Origin of the sequence: uncultured Nostoc sp. (assembly GCF_937863485.1) — a bacterium.
Classification (GTDB): Bacteria; Cyanobacteriota; Cyanobacteriia; order Cyanobacteriales; family Nostocaceae; genus Nostoc.
In genome coordinates this window covers 20,936-42,189 of the sequence record NZ_CALMFY010000204.1, presented here as the reverse complement: position 1 = coordinate 42,189, position 21,254 = coordinate 20,936, and the positions used below count along the sequence as shown (strand labels likewise).

16 protein-coding genes and 2 pseudogenes are annotated in these 21,254 nt (G+C 39.5%); 7 read left to right on the top strand and 11 right to left on the bottom strand.

Going from position 1 to position 21,254, the window contains the following annotated elements; genetic code table 11:
• Window positions 1-14 precede the first annotated feature (14 nt).
• Window positions 15-935 (bottom strand): lipoyl synthase, encoded by a 921-nt coding sequence (lipA, locus tag Q0541_RS27905; protein WP_298918927.1) that lies wholly within the window; start codon window positions 933-935, stop codon window positions 15-17.
• A 351-nt stretch (window positions 936-1,286) separates the two neighbouring features.
• Between lipA and Q0541_RS27900 the strand changes: the two genes are divergently transcribed.
• The 4 genes from Q0541_RS27900 (at window position 1,287) to Q0541_RS27885 (ending at window position 6,604) form a co-directional block, all read left to right on the top strand.
• Window positions 1,287-1,988: a response regulator gene (locus Q0541_RS27900; RefSeq protein ID WP_298918935.1), complete on the top strand. Its 702-nt coding sequence runs from the start codon at window positions 1,287-1,289 to the stop codon at window positions 1,986-1,988.
• Between the two features lie 1,076 nt (window positions 1,989-3,064).
• On the top strand, window positions 3,065-4,360 hold the full coding sequence (locus Q0541_RS27895; RefSeq protein ID WP_298918924.1) for a response regulator: 1,296 nt from the start codon (window positions 3,065-3,067) through the stop codon (window positions 4,358-4,360).
• A 42-nt stretch (window positions 4,361-4,402) separates the two neighbouring features.
• Window positions 4,403-5,554, top strand: coding sequence for an FIST N-terminal domain-containing protein (locus Q0541_RS27890; protein WP_298918921.1), 1,152 nt, complete (start codon window positions 4,403-4,405; stop codon window positions 5,552-5,554).
• A 6-nt stretch (window positions 5,555-5,560) separates the two neighbouring features.
• Window positions 5,561-6,604: an ATP-binding protein gene (locus tag Q0541_RS27885; RefSeq protein WP_298918917.1), complete on the top strand. Its 1,044-nt coding sequence runs from the start codon at window positions 5,561-5,563 to the stop codon at window positions 6,602-6,604.
• A 540-nt stretch (window positions 6,605-7,144) separates the two neighbouring features.
• On the opposite strand, the gene Q0541_RS27880 is transcribed toward Q0541_RS27885, so the two are convergent.
• A complete protein-coding gene (locus Q0541_RS27880) occupies window positions 7,145-8,548 on the bottom strand; it encodes an oligosaccharide flippase family protein (protein WP_298918933.1) in 1,404 nt (467 codons plus the stop codon).
• Between the two features lie 1,658 nt (window positions 8,549-10,206).
• On the opposite strand from Q0541_RS27880, the pseudogene Q0541_RS27875 reads away from it, so the two are divergent.
• Window positions 10,207-10,391: pseudogene (locus Q0541_RS27875) on the top strand (transposase); the annotation flags it as partial.
• A gap of 316 nt (window positions 10,392-10,707) precedes the next feature.
• On the opposite strand, the pseudogene Q0541_RS27870 reads toward Q0541_RS27875, so the two are convergent.
• Window positions 10,708-11,379: pseudogene (locus Q0541_RS27870) on the bottom strand (IS1 family transposase).
• 154 nt (window positions 11,380-11,533) lie between these two features.
• Here Q0541_RS27870 and Q0541_RS27865 point away from each other — a divergent pair.
• Window positions 11,534-12,397, top strand: coding sequence for a glycosyltransferase family 2 protein (locus Q0541_RS27865; RefSeq protein WP_298918914.1), 864 nt, complete (start codon window positions 11,534-11,536; stop codon window positions 12,395-12,397).
• A 149-nt stretch (window positions 12,398-12,546) separates the two neighbouring features.
• On the opposite strand, the gene Q0541_RS27860 is transcribed toward Q0541_RS27865, so the two are convergent.
• The 7 genes from Q0541_RS27860 to Q0541_RS27830 form a co-directional block, all read right to left on the bottom strand.
• Window positions 12,547-14,151: an NAD(P)H-quinone oxidoreductase subunit N gene (locus Q0541_RS27860; protein ID WP_298918911.1), complete on the bottom strand. Its 1,605-nt coding sequence runs from the start codon at window positions 14,149-14,151 to the stop codon at window positions 12,547-12,549.
• A 328-nt stretch (window positions 14,152-14,479) separates the two neighbouring features.
• Window positions 14,480-14,752 (bottom strand): hypothetical protein, encoded by a 273-nt coding sequence (locus Q0541_RS27855; protein WP_298918908.1) that lies wholly within the window; start codon window positions 14,750-14,752, stop codon window positions 14,480-14,482.
• A gap of 81 nt (window positions 14,753-14,833) precedes the next feature.
• Window positions 14,834-15,892: a hypothetical protein gene (locus tag Q0541_RS27850; protein WP_298918905.1), complete on the bottom strand. Its 1,059-nt coding sequence runs from the start codon at window positions 15,890-15,892 to the stop codon at window positions 14,834-14,836.
• A 71-nt stretch (window positions 15,893-15,963) separates the two neighbouring features.
• Window positions 15,964-16,935 (bottom strand): GTP-binding protein, encoded by a 972-nt coding sequence (locus tag Q0541_RS27845; RefSeq protein WP_298918902.1) that lies wholly within the window; start codon window positions 16,933-16,935, stop codon window positions 15,964-15,966.
• 388 nt (window positions 16,936-17,323) lie between these two features.
• Window positions 17,324-18,154, bottom strand: a complete 831-nt coding sequence (locus Q0541_RS27840; protein ID WP_298918899.1) for a hypothetical protein — start codon at window positions 18,152-18,154, stop codon at window positions 17,324-17,326.
• 260 nt (window positions 18,155-18,414) lie between these two features.
• Window positions 18,415-19,326 carry an alpha/beta hydrolase gene (locus Q0541_RS27835; RefSeq protein ID WP_298918895.1) on the bottom strand — a complete coding sequence of 304 codons (912 nt, stop codon included), beginning with the start codon at window positions 19,324-19,326 and terminating at the stop codon, window positions 18,415-18,417.
• Window positions 19,327-19,478: 152 nt separating this feature from the next.
• Complete coding sequence (locus Q0541_RS27830) at window positions 19,479-19,919, bottom strand: SufE family protein (RefSeq protein WP_298918892.1); 441 nt, start codon at window positions 19,917-19,919, stop codon at window positions 19,479-19,481.
• Between the two features lie 14 nt (window positions 19,920-19,933).
• Here Q0541_RS27830 and Q0541_RS27825 point away from each other — a divergent pair, with 14 nt between their 5' ends.
• Window positions 19,934-20,110 carry a hypothetical protein gene (locus Q0541_RS27825; protein WP_298918889.1) on the top strand — a complete coding sequence of 59 codons (177 nt, stop codon included), beginning with the start codon at window positions 19,934-19,936 and terminating at the stop codon, window positions 20,108-20,110.
• A gap of 262 nt (window positions 20,111-20,372) precedes the next feature.
• Here the strand turns inward: Q0541_RS27825 and Q0541_RS27820 are convergent, their stop codons facing one another.
• Window positions 20,373-20,888: an RNA-binding protein gene (locus Q0541_RS27820; RefSeq protein ID WP_298918886.1), complete on the bottom strand. Its 516-nt coding sequence runs from the start codon at window positions 20,886-20,888 to the stop codon at window positions 20,373-20,375.
• Between the last annotated feature and the right edge of the window lie 366 nt (window positions 20,889-21,254).

The following is a 21,254-nucleotide window of genomic DNA, read 5'->3' as shown; positions in this document are numbered from 1 at the left end:
CCCCTGCTTCATCCCTACTCCCCACTCCCTACTCCCTCCTCTCCAGCATGATAGGAACTGCGAACCAGAGGCCCAGACCGAACGTGGTTGAATCCCATTTCCCATGCTAATCTGCCGAGTTGATCAAATTCCTCTGGAGTCCAATATTTTTGGACTGGCAGATGTTCTAGAGAAGGACGCATATACTGCCCAATAGTCAAGCGATCGCACCCCACAGCCCTTAGATCAGCCATTGCTTCGACGACTTCATCAGTAGTTTCTCCGTGTCCCAGCATCAAACCTGATTTGGTGGGAATTGTCGGATCAATTTCTTTGACCACAGCCAGTACCAAAAGCGAGCGATCGTACTTGGCTCCCCGGCGCACTGGCCCAGTTAACCGTTGCACTGTCTCGATATTGTGATTGAAACAAGCTGGTTTGGCTTTTACAATCATGGCTATCCGCTGGCGTTGACCTGACTCCCCAACACCAGCACCACCCCAAAAATCTGGGGTCAGCACTTCAATTTGAGTCTCTGGGTTCAACTGGCGGATAGTCGCCATCGTCTTCACAAAGTGGACTGCGCCCTGATCGGGCAAGTCATCACGCGCTACAGAAGTCAGCACCACATAACGCAATCCCAAAAGCTGCACCGCCTGTGCTACCTTTTGGGGTTCCTCTAAATCAACAGGCATTGGTGCATGACCTTTATCTACTTGACAAAAAGCACAAGAGCGTGTACATATAGGCCCCATTAGTAAGAAAGTTGCAGTTTTTTGGGCATAGCACTCTCCCCGGTTGGGACAGCGTCCTTCTTCACAAATCGTGTGAATTTGGCGCTGCTTAATAATGCGTTGTACGGTAGAGATTTCACTAGCTTTGCCAATAGGGCGACGTAACCAGCTAGGCATTGCCGTAATTTCAGACTTTAGTTCGGCTTGTTGTGACGAAATCATAGACATCCAAGCAAGATGCGGATATAGAGTAGTGGTTTGTCAATTAACAAATTGATAGATAAGAATAGACGCAGGGAGCAGGAGAGGCGGGAATGCTCTTAACGAAGTCACCGTGCCTCCATGTCCTCATGTCCCTTATGCCCTAGATCAAAGCTAAAGCCTTAAATATCACCATGACACAAATTGAAAACAGCGCAAGCAAAAGTTTTGCAAAACACCTCTAGCAATGTCATTTATACCGAAATATACTATCCCCCAATTCATAGAAATTTTGTATATAGTGGGAGAATTCTCAAGGACAATCGGCAAGGCCGCTATTTACACTTAAAGTTTCTGTTAGAGCAAACAGTCGTGGCAAGCAACAAGATTTTAGTTATCGATGACACTACAGTTGTCAGGGTAAAAGTACGAGAAATGTTGCCTCCGGGCAATTTTGAGGTATTGGAAGCAAAAGACGGTTTGGAAGGACTAAATTTCATCCTTCAGGAAAAACTCAGCCTGATTATGCTGGATTTCCTGTTGCCTAAAATGAGTGGCTGGGAGGTATTCCAGAAAGTTCAAGCCGATCCGGAGTTAAGGAAAATTCCTTTGGTGATCATGTCTGGTCGCAAGGAAGAGGTGACCGAGAAAATCACAGAACCTTTTGAATATTTTGAATTTCTAGGTAAGCCTTTTGATCAGAAGCAACTAATTAGTGCGATTAAGTTAGCTATGACCAAGGCGAAACAGCCACGCCCAGAACTAGTCCCAGTAGCAGCAAAAATTGCTGTAAAAAATGGCACAAATGCAACTTCTGGTGTCACCAATGGTACGGTAGCAGCCCCTAGCGTCGTAAATACTGCGATGCCTACGGCGGCAAGCAACGCAACTCCTACTGCTGCAAATACTGCGATGCCTACGGCGGCAAGCAACGCAACTCCTAGCGCTGGAGGAGTCTCTGACACAGAAATTAATGCGTTGAACGAGAAAATTGTCAAAATGCAAGCAGAAATTGATGGTTTGAAGAAACAGCTAACTCAGGTTGTGACTTTTATTAAACAAAAAATCAAGTAGCATTTGTGCTCGTTATTATTATCACAGCCAAAATACACCGTCTCTAATAACGGGTGTCCCATTAAAAGCGGGTAAAAATGGTTAGTTCAAAAACACTTATCTTGAGAAATCATGGTTGACAACAAAATTCAAAAACAGGGAAAAGATAATTAGTACACTGTGGCGGAAGTTTGACTACCTTTAACAAGGGGCAAAATCCCTTGTTAAGCTCCAAGTATTGTTAATTGAGATAATAGGTGGATTTACGCCATATTGTACTAGCAATTATCTGCGCCTCTATAAATTTTGAATTTTGAATTCCCCGTTTATGCAGCGTCTTCGCAGGAGAAGAGGTTGACAGTTTAGCAAAGACAGTTCTAAACCCACTAAACCTGCCGCAGTTTGCTCTTAAGCTAAGGAGAACGGCAGGCTTTTTTGTTGTTTAGTCTTTTGCATCCAAAATTTGCATCAAAACTTGATAGCTAGTCCACAGATCGAAAGCAGCAAAAGCAAATATTTATCAGATAAATTTAGTAGTAATAGTTCATTTCAATCCCGCGTTTTTAAACATAGGTCACTGTAGCAGAATTGCCTGTTGTCCTTTCCCTTTGAACTACTTGTGGTTAAACTTTTTTAGAAAAATAACCGAAATTATCCGGAATTATAATTTGTTTTGAAAAATAGTTATGGTTGTATGAACTCATAATAAATACTCTTGATTAACTGAAAAAGTTAACTTGTGTCATCAACAATATTATTCTGGAATAGCACTACTTTTATAAAAAGACAAGGGTAATAATCACTAATATCAGAGCGATCGCCTTCATGAAAGAGGATCTTGAACTTCGATGAAAGCGCAGATTGCTGGTTAATTTCCACCCTGTAGCGATCGCCTCCGTGGTTGCATAGGGCAATTTAGTGTGAGAATGTTGCTGTTATCAGAGTTTTTGGGAACTATAGGATTGTCAGACTAGAAATTTATCAATCAGTCTGCCAATAAAATAGAGGTGACTTAGCTGCGATCGCAGGGTGAATAGTGAACAAGTAACAAGGAGTTAAATTAATTTCAATACATGAATTATAAGAGAGTTATAAAAATGCCGAATGTACCAGAAGATAGTTTAATTTTAGTGGTAGATGATACTACTACTAATTTAGAAATGGTCTTTGAGATATTGACTTATGTAGGCTTTGAAGTTGCTACAGAGATGGATGGGAAAAGAGCACTTAAAAAGGCTGAATCTATGCAACCTGATTTGATTTTATTAGATGTGATGATGCCGGGAATAGATGGATTTGAAACCTGTAAAAAGTTGAAACAAAATTCAGCAACTTGTGATATTCCAGTAATTTTTATGACAGCCAATTCTGATACAGATAGTAAGGTAACGGGTCTAAGTATCGGGGCAGTTGATTACATTACAAAACCCTTTCATGAAGAAGAGTTATTAGCTAGAATTAAAACCCATCTTCAATTACGAAATCTTACAAAAACTTTAGAAAAACGAGTTGCAGAAAGGACAGCAGCGTTGTCTAGGGCATTAAAAGACCTACAAGAGTCTCAACTTCAGCTTGTACAGACGGAAAAAATGTCTGCCCTTGGTCAATTAGTAGCAGGAGTTGCTCATGAAATTAATAATCCCGTTGGTTTCATTCATGGCAATCTCAGACACGCTTCAGTATATTTCCAAGACATGATTAACCTCATTGATCTCTATCAGCTGCACTATCCGAATCCGGTTCCAGAAATTCAAGAGGAAATTGCAGCAATAGATTTGAAGTACATGCTTTCTGATCTACCTAATTTAATTTCCTCAATGAAAGAGGGTGTTCAGCGTATTCGCAACATTAGTACTAGTCTGAGAACCTTTTCTCGAGCAGATAGCGATCGCAAAGTTTCTTGCAACATTCATGATGGCATAGACAGCACAATCATGATCCTCAAATACCGCTTAAAAGCATCTAAGGATCGACCCGATATTCAAGTAATTAAAGATTACGATAATTTGCCAGAATTAGAATGCTTTCTCGGACAACTAAATCAGGTATTTATGAATTTGTTAGCTAATGCTATTGATGCTTTAGAGGAGTCTAATGTAGGACGCACCTATATTGAAATTGAAGCAAATCCCAACCAAGTTTTGATTCAGACTACCCTCAATGAAAACAAAAATCATATTTTGATTCGCATTAAAGATAATGGCATGGGAATGTCTGCTGATGTCCAGCAAAAAATATTTGACCATTTATTCACCACCAAGCCTGTGGGTCAAGGTACAGGATTAGGATTATCAATTGCCCGTCAAATTGTTGTCGAAAAACATGGAGGAACTATAGAGGTAAATTCAGCAATAGGACAAGGTTCAGAGTTTATTATCAAGCTTCCCCTTTAAGAATCATAGCAAATCACGTTCATCAATATAATAGATAAACTTATGTTCAAAGCAATAGTAGGTCACAGTAACGATCCAGATTCTCTATCAGCAGTTGAAGAAGTTCTTCAGCAATGTACCAATTTTCTTGCAGGAAATATACCAAAAGCTGGGATTATTTTTGCTGCAATTGACTTTGAACATTCCCTCATTTTGCAGCAAATTCATCAGGCTTTTCCGGGGATTGAGTTGATTGGTGGAACAACAGATGGAGAAATTTCTTCCGTCTTAGAGTTTCAGCAGGACTCAATCACCTTAATGTTATTTTGCTCAGACGAAGTTGAAATTCATGCAGGAGTTGGACGCAAAGTTTCAGGTGATCCAGTTACTGTAACTAAACAAGCTGTGGAGCAAGCTAAAGCAAAAAGTACCGCAGCCCCAAAGCTATGCTTAACTCATCCAGAGAGTCTTACAACTAGTGGTGTCTCTATATTGAATGGCTTAAAACTAGCTCTTGGGCAACATGTGCCGATATTTGGTGGTTTGGCAGCCGATCAGTCAAGATATCAAAATACATATCAATTTTTTCAAACAGAAGTATTAAGTGATTCTGTACCAATTCTACTTTTTTCAGACACAATATTGTTTTCCCACGGTGTTACAAGTGGTTGGCATCCCATCGGTCAAATAAGCAAAGTGACTAAGGTAGATAAGAACATAGTCTATGAAATAGATGGTAAGCCAGCTTTAGATTTTTATCATCATTATTTAGGTTTGCTTCCTCCTTCAATTGAATATCCACTAGCAGTGTTTGATCAAAATGGAGACAATTTTTATATCAGAGCACCTATTGCTTACAATCAGGAATCTGGTAGCATTACCTTTTTTGGAGATATTCCCGATCAAGCAGTTATTAAAATTGCGGAAGCGGGTTATGAAGATATTCTGGCAGCTTCTAAAACATCATTCATGAATGCCTTAGATAACTATCCAGGTGCAGAACCAAGTGCTATTTTGTTTTTTTCATGTGTAGCTCGTCGGCAAATACTTGGTACAAGAGCAAAAGAAGAGTACCAGAATATAAAACTTTGTCTGACTGACTATTTACCTGCCTGTGGATTTTATTCTTATGGAGAGATTGCTCCTATAGAGGGAATTAGCCAGATGCAATTTCATAATGAAACTTTTGTCACTTTAATTCTGGGAAATCGGTAATATCTGATGGAAAGTGTGGATTATCAACAAGAAATTAAGGAACTAAAAAAAGCGAATAGAATTATCCAAAAACAATTGGAGCGCTCTGAATCAGACCGGACAAAACTCGAAGAAACAAATAAAAAAAAAGAATGTTTGCTTAGGAAAGTAATTGATGAATTAAAGGAATATCAAAATAAGTTAGAAGAAAGAAGCCATGAACTAGAAATTATGCTTCTTAATCTTCAGATAATGCAAAATAAAATGTCTACTTTAGGAAGTCTTGTCGCAGATGTAGCTCACGAAATTAACAATCCAGTTGGGTTTATAGCAGGTAATCTCACTCCTGCTCAAGAGTATATTCAGAATTTATTACATCTCATCGACCTCTATCAGCAAACTTATCCCAAAGCATCTCAGGAAATTCAAGAAAGAATCCAAGTAATTGACCTGGAGTATGTGCGCGAGGATCTACCTAAACTCATTTCCTCGATGAAAGAAGGTACAGATCGCATTTGTAATATTAGTAACAGCTTGCGAACTTTCTCTAGAGGAGATACAGAACAAAAAGTTCTCTTTAACCTTCATGAAGGTATTAACAGCACTCTCCTAATTCTTAAGCATCGTCTGAAAGCTAATAAGATTCGTCCTGATATTCAAGTAGTTAAAGATTATGGTAAATTTCCTCTAGTAGAATGCTTCCCAGGACAACTGAATCAGGTATTTATGAATCTATTGGCAAATGCCATTGATGCTGTAGAAGAGTCTAACTCTGGAGTGAGTTTTAATGAAATTAAGCAAAATCCCAATAAAATTACAATTCATACTGCCCTAATTAAGGATACAAATCACGCATTGATTCGGATTCAAGATAATGGTGTAGGAATATCGGGTGATGTTCGGCAAAAAATGTTTAACCATTTATTCACAACCAAACCTGTGGGAAAAGGAACAGGATTAGGATTATCAATTGCCTATCAAATAATTGTTCAAAAACATCAGGGAACTCTAGAAGTAAATTCTGTGCTAGGACAAGGTTCAGAATTTATAATCACCATTCCAATTTTTTAGACTAGTAGGTTTACTAATTATTTCAAATGATTGTAGAAAAAATTAATGTTCACTGTGGTAAGCTAATCGTCATTCATTTTTGTAGAATGATTCGCTTGTAGTAAGCGGCTTCAGCCTTGCTTTTATACAATTTAAATACTCATTAGCTTATGAGGTCATAGTGACTGAATAGTTAGTAATTCGTAATTAATTACGGTTTCAGAGTTACTAAGTTTATTTATGGAAAACAGGGATTTTTTATCTTTATTGTGAGTAGCGGATTTATCCGTCAGGGTAAACGCAGGTGATTTATGAAATGCTTACTGGATAAAAATATTGATGAAAAAATAGTGTTTGATGCTCCAGCCTGGAACTCTTGCAGAAAAATGATTTTTATACTTTTAGATGCGTTTGCCCTAGATTGTTCGATTAGTTTCATTTACCGTTGCTAATTTTTTGGTTGTTGCTTTTTCTGGTTTGAGATATTCAATATTCATTGCTTTAGTTACTTTAAGATTTTGCAAATTTGCTATTTTCTAAGCAGGAGCAAGTGTTGAAACTTCATCCCTTTTTTACCTTTTTTACAAACTTTTCCCAGATAATATGAATTCCACCTAAAACATGAATACTCATCAAAATAACAAATAAAATATAAAAGGAAGTCGCAATAATCAGAGTTAATAAAAAGTCTAAATTAATATTTTTTAAAATTAAAAATACAACTAGCATCAAAGTGCCGATTATAACTGGACGGCGAATAATTCGCCAAAAGTTTAATGGAAATAAAAGAGTATACGTAAAGTAAACATACTGGCTAAAGCCAAGAACAGTCATTACCAATGTCATTATAGCTGCACCTAGTAAATGATATTGCGGAACTAATGCCACACCTACCAAGCTTGCTAATACAGTTGTAATAAACACTTCACGCAGGTTCACTATCTCAAAATGATTGGCTACAAGTAGATTGCACAGTGTGCGTATGAAAGGCAATAAAAGCAGTGATACAGCAGTTATACTCAGAGCTAAACTTCCTTGAGCAAAACTAGGGGTATAGATAAAAACCAGTAAATCTTTACCAAAAAATAACAATCCAAGGAATAAGGGTAATCCCATAGTTAGTATAATTTCAATAAAGTTTTCAGCGATCTGCTGCTGCTTTTCCTGCCCTTGATTTGCTGCTTTTGAGAGTGTCGGAAACATTCCTACACTGATACTGTTGGCAATAATCAAAAAGGGTTGTAGCACTTGTCCTATCCCACCAAAAAGACCAACTAAAAATTCATTTCCTAACAATGAAAGAATCAAAATTTGCATTCTGCTACTGACTACAGCCATTGCTTCAATAGCAACAAATGTCCGTACATTTTTAATTGTATCCCGTACAAAAATTCTATCAATCTGCCATTGGATTTTGACTGATTGTGTGATAAAAATCCATTCAATTACCAGAATTAGTGTTTCTGAAAAAAATAGGATTGCCCCCACAGATTCAATTCCATATTTCAGTCGCATCGCCCAAATCATTATGATTACGCGTCCAATGTACACTGGCACTGTAGCGATGGCAATCAGATGCATCTTTTCTTGAGCTTGAAAAATTGCCTCAGTGATATTGGAAAGTGCAAAAGGAATGATCGTGAAGCCCATGATGTAGCAAATAGTCGAGGTTTTAGAACTATAGGGAAGTAAAAACACTACAATCACTAAAGCCCCATAACTGAAAAAACTAAATATTAATTGCAACCAGCTACCACTTATTAAACAAACAGATGTTTTTTCTGGTTCACGGGCTAGTTCTCTGGTAAACAATACTTTTAGCCCTTGTGAAGCAATGCCCATAAACATATAGTAGAAGCTATACGCTAGTAGATACTGCCCTAAAGCCTCAACTCCTAGAGTCTTAGCAATAGCAGCGGTTAATACAAAGGCTGTAATGCTTTGTGCTAACCGATTGACCATCATTGAGAGGGAATTACTTATAGCAGTAAACATTTGGATCAGATACGAACGTGTGTTCTATGAAGTTAATTTGCTGAAATTAAAAGTTATATATAATACTCGCTTACTGGCTCTAAATATTCTGTAAGGCACTGTTCCGTTGCCCCCAGAATAGCTGTCGAAGCAATAACACCTCGCAATGCGTAGTTTACCGCCGTAGGCATCGCACCTATATAGTAGTGTGCAGTTGAGTGAGATACAAAAACTTTGCTGAAATGATTTGACAGCAAGGATTTTGGTGTTATCATCCAATCGATAACCGCTATAAGACTCACATTCTTACCTCGTTGTTGAGGACGTGTTCCATAAGCTCTTTATCCTGATAATGCCCGTCCAAATTGACGAGTCATTCCTAAATTGACTACAGCTTCATCACAAATACCAAATCCTCTACTCTAGGGTGGTTATTTGTTTACTGTAATCTCTTCGTAAGTTTTGAACTCGCTCTGTCTGCCTTTAAGTGGCATGGAATGTTTTTTTCGGGTTAATCCCAAACGTTTCAGTACACGACTAATAGTGGAGCTACTCACCTCAGCCAGGGTTTGTTTTCTCGAATACTATTTCTCCCAAAACTATCAAGCATAAAAGTATTCTATTTTTTAGAGTATCCCAAGGTATAAAAACTTCTGTTACAGCTAATTGATTAAGTTGATTCAAGATTTGCTGACGTTGATATCTGTCTAATAAATTAGCATTCGCCGTTCCAGATACAATATAATGCTTTTCTTTTTTTATAAAGCTAGCAATCTGCTCATGATCTTAAGGTTCACAAATAATGAATACAGAAGAACGAACTATTTTTTCTGCTTGCGCAGATATTCAAGAGTAATATTTACAGCATATCTACCAGTATAAATAAATAACATACTTAGCACCCAAGATAATAATATTAATCTGGGACGTGTAACATAAACAAGCAAGAAGTATTAATCCATGAGCAAAAGTTAGTGATTTGATAATATTGAAATAGTCATAGCGTTTTTGACCTTCTCGATAAATACCTTGGACAGCTAGTGATTCCTATTTGAATCCCAACTTTAGCATGTTTAGCTAGACTAATTCAGTCTTGCTTAGAAGTTCTTTGTTTATTTACGCATAATTACTGATTAACAAAACTTGCAAATATATAATATAATAAAATGCATCAAAAGTTTAATTATCGTTACAAAAATTTATATATAGTGTTTCCCGATCCAGTGAGGTACAGATAGAGAATAGCTCAATCGTATTTCCTTCAGTAGAAATGAAAGCATACTCACTTGACCTACGCCAGAAAATTGTTGAGACATACGCTGAAGCGAAGATTTCTCAAAGGCTGCTAGCCAAGCAATTTTGAGTCGCGTTAAGTTTTATTGAAAAATTACTCAAACAACATCGACAGATGGGAAGTATCGTAACTAGCGCTCTTTTATGTCTCTGGCGAGAGAAAAAAGATGCTGACCTTGAATCTTGTTCAAAGCCTTATTTTATCAAACCAAAAAAAATCTTTGCCCGTAACCAAGCATGGAAAAACAAGGCTTATAATATTCTCTAACGAGAGTAATAAAACAGCGCTAGGGCGTGTCATCAATTACGTAAACTGAAATCAGAACTGCTAAACAAGAATAGACAACAAAAAAACGATGACGCGCCGATACGCACTACGAGATGACCAGTGGGAGAGAATCAAAGACTTGCTACCTGGGCGAGAGGGCGATGTGGGAGTTACCGCTAAAGACAATCGATTGTTTATCGAAGCAGCTTTATATCTTCACCCTTGCAGGTATCCCCTGCGTGACTTGCTCTTTCCCGATTCGGGGATTTTCGGGTGTGAATCGCCCGTTTCAGTCGATTAATATTTAATTTCTCAAGATGTCAGTGAATGTCTGACAATGTGCTAAGTTTATTTTATAAGTAAAAAAGACGACCGTATAAGAGGATATTTGAAAAGTCCTCTTGTCGGTATCAAAAGTTCTAGTTCTCTCTAAATCCCCCTTTTTAAGGTGGATTATTAGGGGGTTTAAAAGTGCCTAAAGTTACAGCAAAACACTTTTCAAACAACCTCTAACAATCCGAATCACATCAGGATTTGGACTGTGGAAGTACTAAACAAGTAATGATGTATTGTAGTAATGAATGAAATACTAAATGGCAGCAATGTGATTCTCTAATGACGTAAGAATTGGACAGAGTTATTTGGACTAATTGGGACACAGATTATCTCAATGTTGTATTATTAAATGGCTCAATATAGCTCGTTTTTCCCGTCTTTTTTCTCACTGTTCGATACCGCTTGCTCGGTAACACTGCCGCATACACAGGACAAAAATCGATGTAAGAGCGCACACTGGCGATAGACCGTATTGTAAGGTATTCCATAACTGACGGGCAGAGGCTTGATCCCGCGCCAATATAAATATCAACAATTTCGCACGTGTCTGCATCGAGCGCTAACCAAACCCATTGCTTGTTACTCAAATTGTCCACAAATGACCGCAATTCATCGCATTAAATCATTAAACCCCCCTTTTTTTTGGATGTCACTTGTACGCTTCGGGGCATTAACGCATATTTCTCATTCACGTAGTTTTCTGCCCTGGCTCAGAAACCTGCGTGGCACGAGCAATTCTTGCAAGTGAGATGCGTGAGAGCAGCAGTTGGTCAATCAATTCTCGTGTCCCCAAATCAATCACTTTCTTTGGCAAATGCTCAACGAATTGCCGTCCGCATTCACGACACTTGAATCGTTGTTTCCCGTTGTGGATGCGACCATTTTTAACCGTTTTATAAGAAGCACAGTTTAGACAGACAGGCATGGGTAAAGAGTAATTAGCAATCACCTCTACTCTATCTATTATTACATCTTGATCACTACCCAAAAAATTAGCAATGGTAAATGAAACTAACCAAATAATAGTCAGCGTCGTGATTCCTACACGCAATAGACCACAAATTGTTGCAAAGAGTGTCATGACTGCATTAACTCAAACGCTAGAATCAATTGAAGTGATTGTGATCATAGACGGTCCCGATCAGGAAACAGTCAATGGACTATCTCAGATAGCTGATCCAAGATTGAGAGTAATAGAACTACCAAAAAATGTTGGACCATCAGGGGCTAGAAATACTGGTGTGAGAGAGGCTAAAGGCACTTGGATAGCTTTTTTAGATGACGATGATGAATGGCTTCCAGAAAAATTGGAGCGTCAACTTGAAGTAGCAAATAATTCCCATTATGATTTTCCAGTTGTCGCCAGTCGTTTCATTTCCCATACTCACAAAGGTAAGTTTATTTGTCCGAGAAGGCTACCTAACCTCTCGGAACATTTAAGTGAATATCTTTTTGCGCGTAACTCCTTTTTTAAAGGAGAGGGCTGCATACAAACCTCAACTCTTTTCATGAAAAAAGAGTTAATGCAAAAAATGCCTCTAGAAGAAAAATTTTACAGACATGAGGATTGGGAGTGGTTGCTTCGAGTTAGTGCTATGGAAGGTGTAGGAATAGAGTTTGTGCCTGAGCCTATGTCAATCTGGCATTCAGAAATGGGAATCAAGCGCTTAAGCAACATCAAGGACTGGCAATATTCCTTGGATTGGATTCGTCACAACCGCAATTTAGTAACACCAAAGGCTTATTCAGGCTTCATTGCAACAATTATCGCTCCTTCTGCATCCTTTGTAGGTGATTGGAAAGCCTTCTTTCCTTTGTTGGGGGAAGCTATACGATGGGGCAAGCTCCGACCGATTGACATATACTTGTACTTAAGTATGTGGCTATTCCCTCAGCAGTTACGGCAGCAAGTTCGCTCTATTTTAGCCAAGAAAACAACTTAGATGTTTTTCTACTCCAGGAATATGAATTAACGAAAATTGGTCGTTTCAAGCTTTTCTGAATATTAAGTTAAAAGATATAACAAACGCCTGTCTGCTAATTAGCAAACAGGCGTGTCCTATAGCACAAAGTTCTATTGAGTGAGACTCGGTTAAATCTTAGTAGTAGAATCAACTGAGGGTTGAGACTGACTAACCGAATCTAACTTTGGTAAAAGCAGTAGATTTTGTGCTTTTAGATTACTGTTGATTGTTGCTTGCAAAATTGGGGTATGGGAGATGGAATTGTTAGCCAATGTAAACAGTGGATTGGACAAAATTCCTGCTATGGAAGTAGCAATTAATGTTACTACCAACCCAACTTGCAAAGGTCTCAGCCCAGGCAAGTCCCAACGCACTTGTGGATAATTCTTCACCGCGTCGGACATTTCATGGGGTTCTTTGACTACCATCATCTTGACTACGCGAATGTAGTAGTAGATGGAGACGACGCTGGTAACTAAGCCCAGTAAGACTAACCAATAAAGTCCTGCTTGCCAACCAGCCCAGAATAAGTAAATCTTGCCGAAAAACCCAGCCAATGGTGGAATACCACCCAAGGAAAGCAGAGCGATACTCAACCCCAATGTTAGGAGTGGGTCTTTTTGGTATAAACCAGAGTATTCGGCAATCTGGTCGGTTCCTGTCCGTAGTGAGAACAGAATGATGCAGGTAAAGCCGCATAGGTTCATGAACAGGTAAACCAGTAGGTAAAATATCATACTGGCATACCCTGCCTGTGTACTAGCAATCAAGCCAATCATCACAAACCCAGCTTGGGCAATGGATGAATAAGCTAGCATCCGTTTCATGCTGGTTTGAGCTAGGGCGACTACGTTACCCAAGATCATGCTGAGAACGGCCAGAGCAGTGAAGACAAACCTCCACTCGTCAGCAACAAGGGGGAATGCTGTTGTCAGTAAGCGGATGGCTAGGGCAAATCCAGCTGCTTTGGAACCAACTGATAAAAAGGCGATTACTGGGGTGGGAGCGCCTTCGTAAACGTCTGGTGTCCACTGGTGGAAGGGTGCAGCGGAGATTTTGAAGCCAATACCTGCGATCGCAAAAACCAGGGCAATCACTAAAGCTAAAGATTGACCGACTTTAGCTGTGGCAATACCATTAGCGATCGCACTCAGTTCCGTTTGTCCTCCAGATAGTCCATACAGCAGTGATACGCCATACAAAAATATTGCTGTACTGGAAGCTCCAATTAACAAGTATTTCAGCGCCGCTTCATTGGAGCGAGGGTCACGCTTAGTATAACCTGTCAATAAATAAGAGGAGATACTCAGGGTTTCTAGGGAGATGAAAATCATCACCAACTCACTAGCCCCGGATAAAAACATCCCTCCTAGAGTAGCGCTCAACAAAATAGCGATGAATTCTGCTAAAGCAGCGCCACTCTGTTCAATGTAGCTAATTGACATCAGTATAGTGGTAGCGGCAGACAAAGCAATGATGCCGCGAAAGACAATACTGAGGTCATCACCAATGAAAGCACCAGTAAAGGAGATGGGATTTGGCGCATCCCATTGGAAGTATAGGGCGATGATCGAAGTCAGCAAACCTGCGATCGCTAGATATCCAATCCAGCGCGCGGATGTACGCCCCAAAATCAAATCAACAATCAAAACCCCCAAGAGGGTGAGAATAACAATCCCCTCTGGCAAAATCGTTCCAGCATTTAACTGGGATGCAATATTAGCAAAATCCATGAGATGTATAGGTTTTGGCGATTAGACATTAAGGCTAACTCTGTTCACTCTAGCAAGTTTTCCAATTCCGGGACTAGCTCTTTTGTTCAAGAGCTTAACTGCTTGGGTACAGATAGCGATTGTACCAACTTCAGTGGCTTTCTCAGTATCTAGGAATTCACTGAACAGCTTTCCTACTTCTTTTTTAAGGCGTGACCTTCAGCGAATATCTTGATTACATAAATAATTATGCCGCAGCCAGCGCAATCGCCACGGACAAAAAGCTGATTAAAATTAATCAGGGCACAGCATTGCTGTGCCCCTACAGTATTCATAACTCCTAACTTTATTAAAAATCGACAGATGGCAGTTTGCCTTGTAGCGACTGAAATTTAGCTTGAACACAGTTGGCACAATTGCAACCAAGTTGATCAATAATCGGATTAGATATTTGAGTCAACTTTGGTGTTGCTAAATCAGGAATTTGTTGTGTAGATGCTATCGTAATAATTTGTGTAGCATATGCAGATTTCAGGCTGGATGCGTGTGCTGGATTGACTACCAGCAACATAAATGCTAGAAGGGCAGGACAGGCAAGTAAAATCAGTTTGACTATTTTCATAATTCTCACAAAGATACCTTTGCTGATACAGGATAGCTAATAAATTGCCGGGGTTCAACTTCAACAAGTAGTGAGTATTGCTTAACTACGCCCAAATCCTTGACCCCGCAAAACCTTTGACCAAACAACTAATTCGCCCTGATCACCACCTGCGGCTAGTAACTTGCCTTGGGGATGCCAAGCTAGGCTAGAAAAGCCTCCTGAGACACCTGTGATAATTTGGGATACTTCCTTGGCTTGGTTCCACAAACACAACCAGCCATCAGCAGCAGCAGAAGCGAGAAGGAAGCTTTTGGGTGCAAAGGCGATCGCATTGATCACATCTACATGATTAGTTAAGACTCGTGCTTCCCAACCTAAGGAATCATCCTCTAGCTTTTCCCAGACCACAATACCTTCAACGCTAGAAGATGCCAGTATCGGCGCACCCACTTTAGTTGTAGCTTCTGACCATGCCAATTGGCGAATTTTACCAGGGAAGCCACGCATTACCCAAGGGTCAGGGTTGTTCCATTCCAAAACAGTGACACTACGATCCATGTTGCCAGAAGCCAGGAATTTGCCATCGGGCGACCAAGCCATCGCTAGACTGACAGTAGTCGTATCCAGGCTGTACGGTTCTTCATCCCAGTTTTGACTATGCCAAATCTTGACTCCCTTATAACCACTAATGGCTAAATATTGTCCGTCAATGCGCCAATCTATACCCAATACTGAAGAGTTGTCGAAATTCAGCGTCACGACAATTTCATCAGTATCTGCATCCCAGACTTGGACGTAACGCCCTAAACTAAAAGCCAGTTGGTTACTAGTGTAATTCCAAGCTAGCTTGTCAACCCATGCGGGGGCATTTTCTAAAGTGGCGATTAATTCAGTATTCTGCCAAATTTTTACTTGTCCATTCTGTCCACCAACAGCTAAAAATTTTCCATCTGGCGAAAAGGCAAGACAGTCTACCGATTTACCGTTACCAGTTTGTAAGGTTGTGAGTTCGCCATCATTCCACAGAACTACTTCTCCGGCGGCGGAAGTTGCTGCTAAAGTTTTACCTTGTGGCGACCAAGCGATCGCAGTTACATAATCTGAAAGTGTCCCCGAATAATGTTGTTCAAATTCCTTAGATTTGGTTGTGGAGTTCATATTTTCTACAGGAGTTAAAAGTTAGAAGTTAGGAGTTTTGAATTTTTAACTGATAACTCCTAACTCCCTTTTTATACCAGACAGGCGAGAAAATCTTGCTTGAGTTGGGCTGCATCAAGATTGCGACCGATGAAGACCAGTTCGTTTTTAGGAGTTTCACTTGATTTCCAGGGGCGATCGGGTTTGCCATCAAATATCATATGTACTCCTTGAAACACAAATCGATTATCTTCTCCAGCAATATTTAAAATGCCTTTCATCCGAAAGATATCTGGCCCTTGGGTACGCAGTAACTCGGAAATCCAAGCGTTTAATTTTTCTCCATCGACTGCGCCTGCTTCTACTAAAGCCACAGAAAAGACAGTTTCATCGTGTACATGAGCATCTTCGCCTAAAAAATCTGGATCAATTTCTAATGCCCGGTCTAAATCAAAGGCTTTCACACCTAATAAAGCATCCATTCCTAATTCAGAATTTTGGGTACGGTAGATTTTTGCGATCGCATTCATCGCCCGAATCCGTTTTTCTAATTCATCCAACTCTTCTGGCGCTACTAAATCAGTTTTATTAAGTAAAATTACATCGGCAAAGGCAATCTGTTCTTGTGCTTCGTCTGCATCCCAATGCTGCAAAATATGCTTGGCATCTACGACTGTCACCACCGCATCTAGAGACAGTTGGCTTTGCAAATCTTCATCAACAAAAAATGTCTGAATCACTGGTGCTGGATCGGCTAATCCAGTCGTTTCAATTACTAAATGGTCAAATTTATCGCGCCGCTTCATCAAATTGCCGATGATCCGAATTAAGTCGCCGCGTACTGTACAACAGATACAGCCATTGTTCATTTCAAAAATTTCTTCATCTGCATCGATAATCAATTGATTATCAATACCCACTTCCCCAAATTCATTGACAATCACAGCAACTTTCTTGCCGTGTTCGTAGGTGAGGATGTGATTAAGTAGAGTCGTTTTACCTGCTCCCAAGTAGCCTGTAAGAACAGTAACGGGAACTGAATTGTTAATTACGTCAGCCACCATACTCTAAATTCCCCTTGTCTCCCTTTGTGGATAATCATTATCGCCTATGATAAATCTTTTTATATTTTTGTGCTAGCTTGCCTTCTTTTAGGCTTCAGCAAAATCATCACATAATTTAATTAAGAAAGATTCTATTTCTCTGCATCTATAATAAGTAATAAATATTCCCAAATTGGGGTAGCCTGATAGGAATATTGTATACAACCACTAATCGGTTTTCAGTGATTAGTTTTCAGTTATCAGTTAACGCCGATATAATGGGGGACTCTGACTCCCAATTGACTTACAATTTTAACTGACAACTGATAATTATTAAAAAGCTTACTTTATATTAGTTTCAGCCTTAGTGTATAATTTTCCGGTTTTGGCACGGTGATACCACATTCAGCTATGCTGTTTGTTCTTTAGAATTTCTATAAAAGATAAAAGCGGCAAAACTAATAAAGGCAATAGCTATAAATATTGAAGAATATTTCCCTCTACTGCGGTTACTCAGATTAACTTTAGGGATAATAGTCCAGTAACTATCGGCAATGGCAACTCCTTGCTTCTCTAACCACGTTCTCACTTCTCCTTCTCCACCCTCAGTCACAAATCCACTCACCATTACTATTTCACTTTTTGGATCTTTGTGAACATACTCTTCAATATCACCCTTGTTTAATGAAATAATCAAATGAACCGGGGTGTTCGACTGAGAATTCTCTCTCAATGCAATATAGACTTGAGGTATACTAGTTCCCTTTCGTATTGCTAACACATTGGGATCTGGATAGCCTGAAATATTGGCATAAAAACTATGATCAGCAATTTTGCCAGAAGTTAGTTGAGCGATGTTAATCGTACCGATATCTTTGCCGAATGATTGCGCTAATGTAATATTTAGTACAATAAGCCCGATAATTAAAATAATTATCGGCATGAGCGCATTTTTTAGAAGTCGGTTACTTGTCAAATCATCAATTACATTCCACTTAGCAGAAAATTCTTTATCTGGATTTTGGCTTTGAACTCGATTGCGTAAATAAGTCACTAACGATATAACTGGAAGATTAACGATCATTAAACTTACAGCTTGCCACTGCTTACCAAACAAACTCATCTGCATTTCTCCCAAAAATTTAACTGGGCCAGTGTAGTGAAAGTCCCAATATATTGTCAGTGCAAGATACGCACAATACGCTAGAGATAAATATTTTAATTTCTGATTGTTACTCATGTTTAAAATTTTGATTTACGCTCATTTTTTAACCTAAAAAAGATTAAATTGAGATCCGTACTCAAACGGAAATAGGGGCAGATATAGCAGTGCAATGTAGCGATCGCTAATTTCACACCATTTACTACATCACCCTGTAAAATTTAAAGCCTCTCTCCTTTTAAGAGAGAGGTCAGAGTATATTGCATACAAACGAGAAGCGCTATGTGATAATAATGAGCGCAAACAATAAAATTATACTTTGAGGGATAAGTGAGGATTTAATTTTCTGAAGAGAACAAAAAATCTTGAACTGCTTCTAAAACAACTGCTGGGTATTCTTCATGTAGTCCCAGAGAACCAGGAACGACGACGCTTTTTACTCCTGGTAAGGCTACCAAAGCGTTCATTTCTTCTCGTGATTTAGGGGGACTGGATTCCCCAATTACTACCATGAGCGGTACGGTTAAAGACTGCACAAGTTCCAGAAAATCAGATTGTTCATGTACAGCATCGAGATTACCAGTTACAAAAGCAGCAGATGCAAATCGCGCTCCTGGTTGTTGAGTCGTTTGCCATTTCTTCTCAATGAAACTGGGTGTAATTTTAGCCGCGTCAGTAAACACATGGCGGCGGTACATAAAACTTAAGAAAGATTGGGTAGTGTTGAGTTTGTAGAGAGCTTGACCAAGTATAGGCGATCGCACTAATTCTCTCACCATGCCAGCTATCTGTTGACTTGCTCCCATTGTCGGCAAAGGCCCACGCCAAGTAGGAGCTAACAACACAATCCGTGAGAAAGCAGCCCGCTTCACAGCTAATTGTAAAACGTAAGTAGCAGCATGACCAGCCGCTACCACAGTAATTGGGGTATTAAAAATAGTTTTGACAAAATCTTCCAGAAATTGCTGATATATTTCCGGTCGGTAATTCAAACTAGGGCGAGAAGATTGTCCAAATCCAGGCCAGTCTATGGCTACAACTTGAAAATGGGGAGCTAGTAACCTGGCTAGTTCGCCCATTTCCAAACGCGTCGAAACAGTGCTGAAAGCTGGTAGTAGCAATAGCGGTGAACCTTTACCGAGGGTTTCATAAACAACGCGCAATTGCTGATTTTCCCAATTCCAGAGATATTCTTGAACTACTCCACCAAAGCCAATAGCAGCAGAGGTAGATAATAAATTTGTTGACATTTGACTAAATTTATTATTCAGAGTTAGGAATGAGGAGTTAGAAGTAGAGACGCGATTCAATCGCGTCTGTATATATAAGAGTTAGGAATTCAAAACTCATCACTCTTAACTTATAACTCCTCACTTTTGAGATTTATTTGCACTTATCTAGTTTAGCTAGGCAAATCTAACTTACATTCCAATGCTTTTTTTTGCATGGTTTTAAAAATGTTGTAAAACCCATTAGCACGGGAAGGTGTCAGACTAACGTTTAAACCTGTTGCTTGAATAAAATCTGGAGTAAGTTGGACAATCTCAGTTGGCGTTAGTCCATCCAATCCTTCAACCAGAAGCCCTACTAATCCTTTGGTTAACTGGGAATCGGAATCGCCCTGAAACACAACTTTCCCGTCATCCAAGGCTGCGGTGATATAAACTTGAGACACGCAACCAGGAACTTTATTTTCGGCTAATTTTTCAGCTTCTGGGAACTCATTGAGCTTCTGAGCATACCAGATTAGCTGTTCATAGCGTCGCTTCGGTTCGGAAGCGCGTTGAAAGCGCTGGACAATTTTAGCGAGCGCAGGTGGCAAAGAATCTAGAGTTGAGGACATAACAGAAGCTGCAAATGATCGGTATCACTTTGAGTGTAAATTATCTTTCGAGCGATTGCGCCGACCGTTCACTTGGCAGTATGAAACTAGCCATTACTGACTATAACCTGTCAAATCCAGATAATTACTGCGTAGGCGCAGCCCGCCGTAGGCATCGCATTCACTTCGGTCAGGTTTTTGAATACGTCTAATCACAAAAACTTAATTTTTTTATAAGCAGGTTTTGACAGTAACTCTATAGAAGTTACTGTTGTATCAGTATAGACTTATTGCTATTACGTAAGTATGGGAAATAAGTGAAATTTATGTGTCGTTTGATTTGACTATGCGATCATACTTACAAAATTAGCTGCAAGTAACTTTTAACTAAGCAGCTAGGTAATAATGGATAATTAAAAATTAAAAATCAAAAAAAATTCTGATTTTTAATTTTTAATTTCTCTCCCTTAGGGATTAATTTGTAGTTTGTGCAGCTAGCATTTGCTTCAGCTTTTCTAATTCTGAAGCCCAACGAGGATCTGGACGAATAGCGTCTGAATCTGTAGTTGTAGTGGTACTTTCACGAGAAGCTCCGCCACCGCCGCCACGACGAGGCTTCTTAGAACCTTTCTCACGACGGCTACCTTCTCTACCTTCTCTATTAACACTAGGAATCGGGGTACTCGTAGTAGGAAGAGTAACTGCTTTAGGAGCTTGCTCCTCGCCCTCCTCACCCTTTGTCCGAGGTAATGCCTTCTCTAGCTTAATGGGAGTGTCTTTGAACATCTGACCATTGTACTTTTCAATGATTTCGTCAGCTTGTTCGTCGTTGTTGACGGTAAGAAAACCGAAACCACGGCATTTGCCAGTTTTGCGGTCTTTAATTAATTTAGTAGTTACAGCATCACCTTCTGCTGCAAAAACTGCTTGCAGATCTTGACGATCTATTTCTTCTTTAGGCAAATTACCTATATATAGGCGAACGGGCATGAACTATACCTCCAGAGTTAAATGAACATGGCAAGGGGAGAAAACAATCACTTGGCTTTGGCTTTGAAATAGATGCTATTGACAAAGACTGCCATCAACCAATTTTTTTGCTCAAAACTGTCAACCTATACAATACAGTTTTTCGTCGGGATCAAGCTTGTTTAATCCAAAGGCTCACACTATTGTGAGCTAATAACACCTTAATTCTAAGAATTGTAAATTTAATAGCGTAGTGCCTGCTAAAGTACACGCTTTCTTCCATGCCTTTTTCGCAGAATCAAATACCATTCCTTACATTACCACGGTATTTTCTACGTAGCTAGTTTAGCGCATACTTTTGCGACGTTAGTATTATTGCATCGTAAC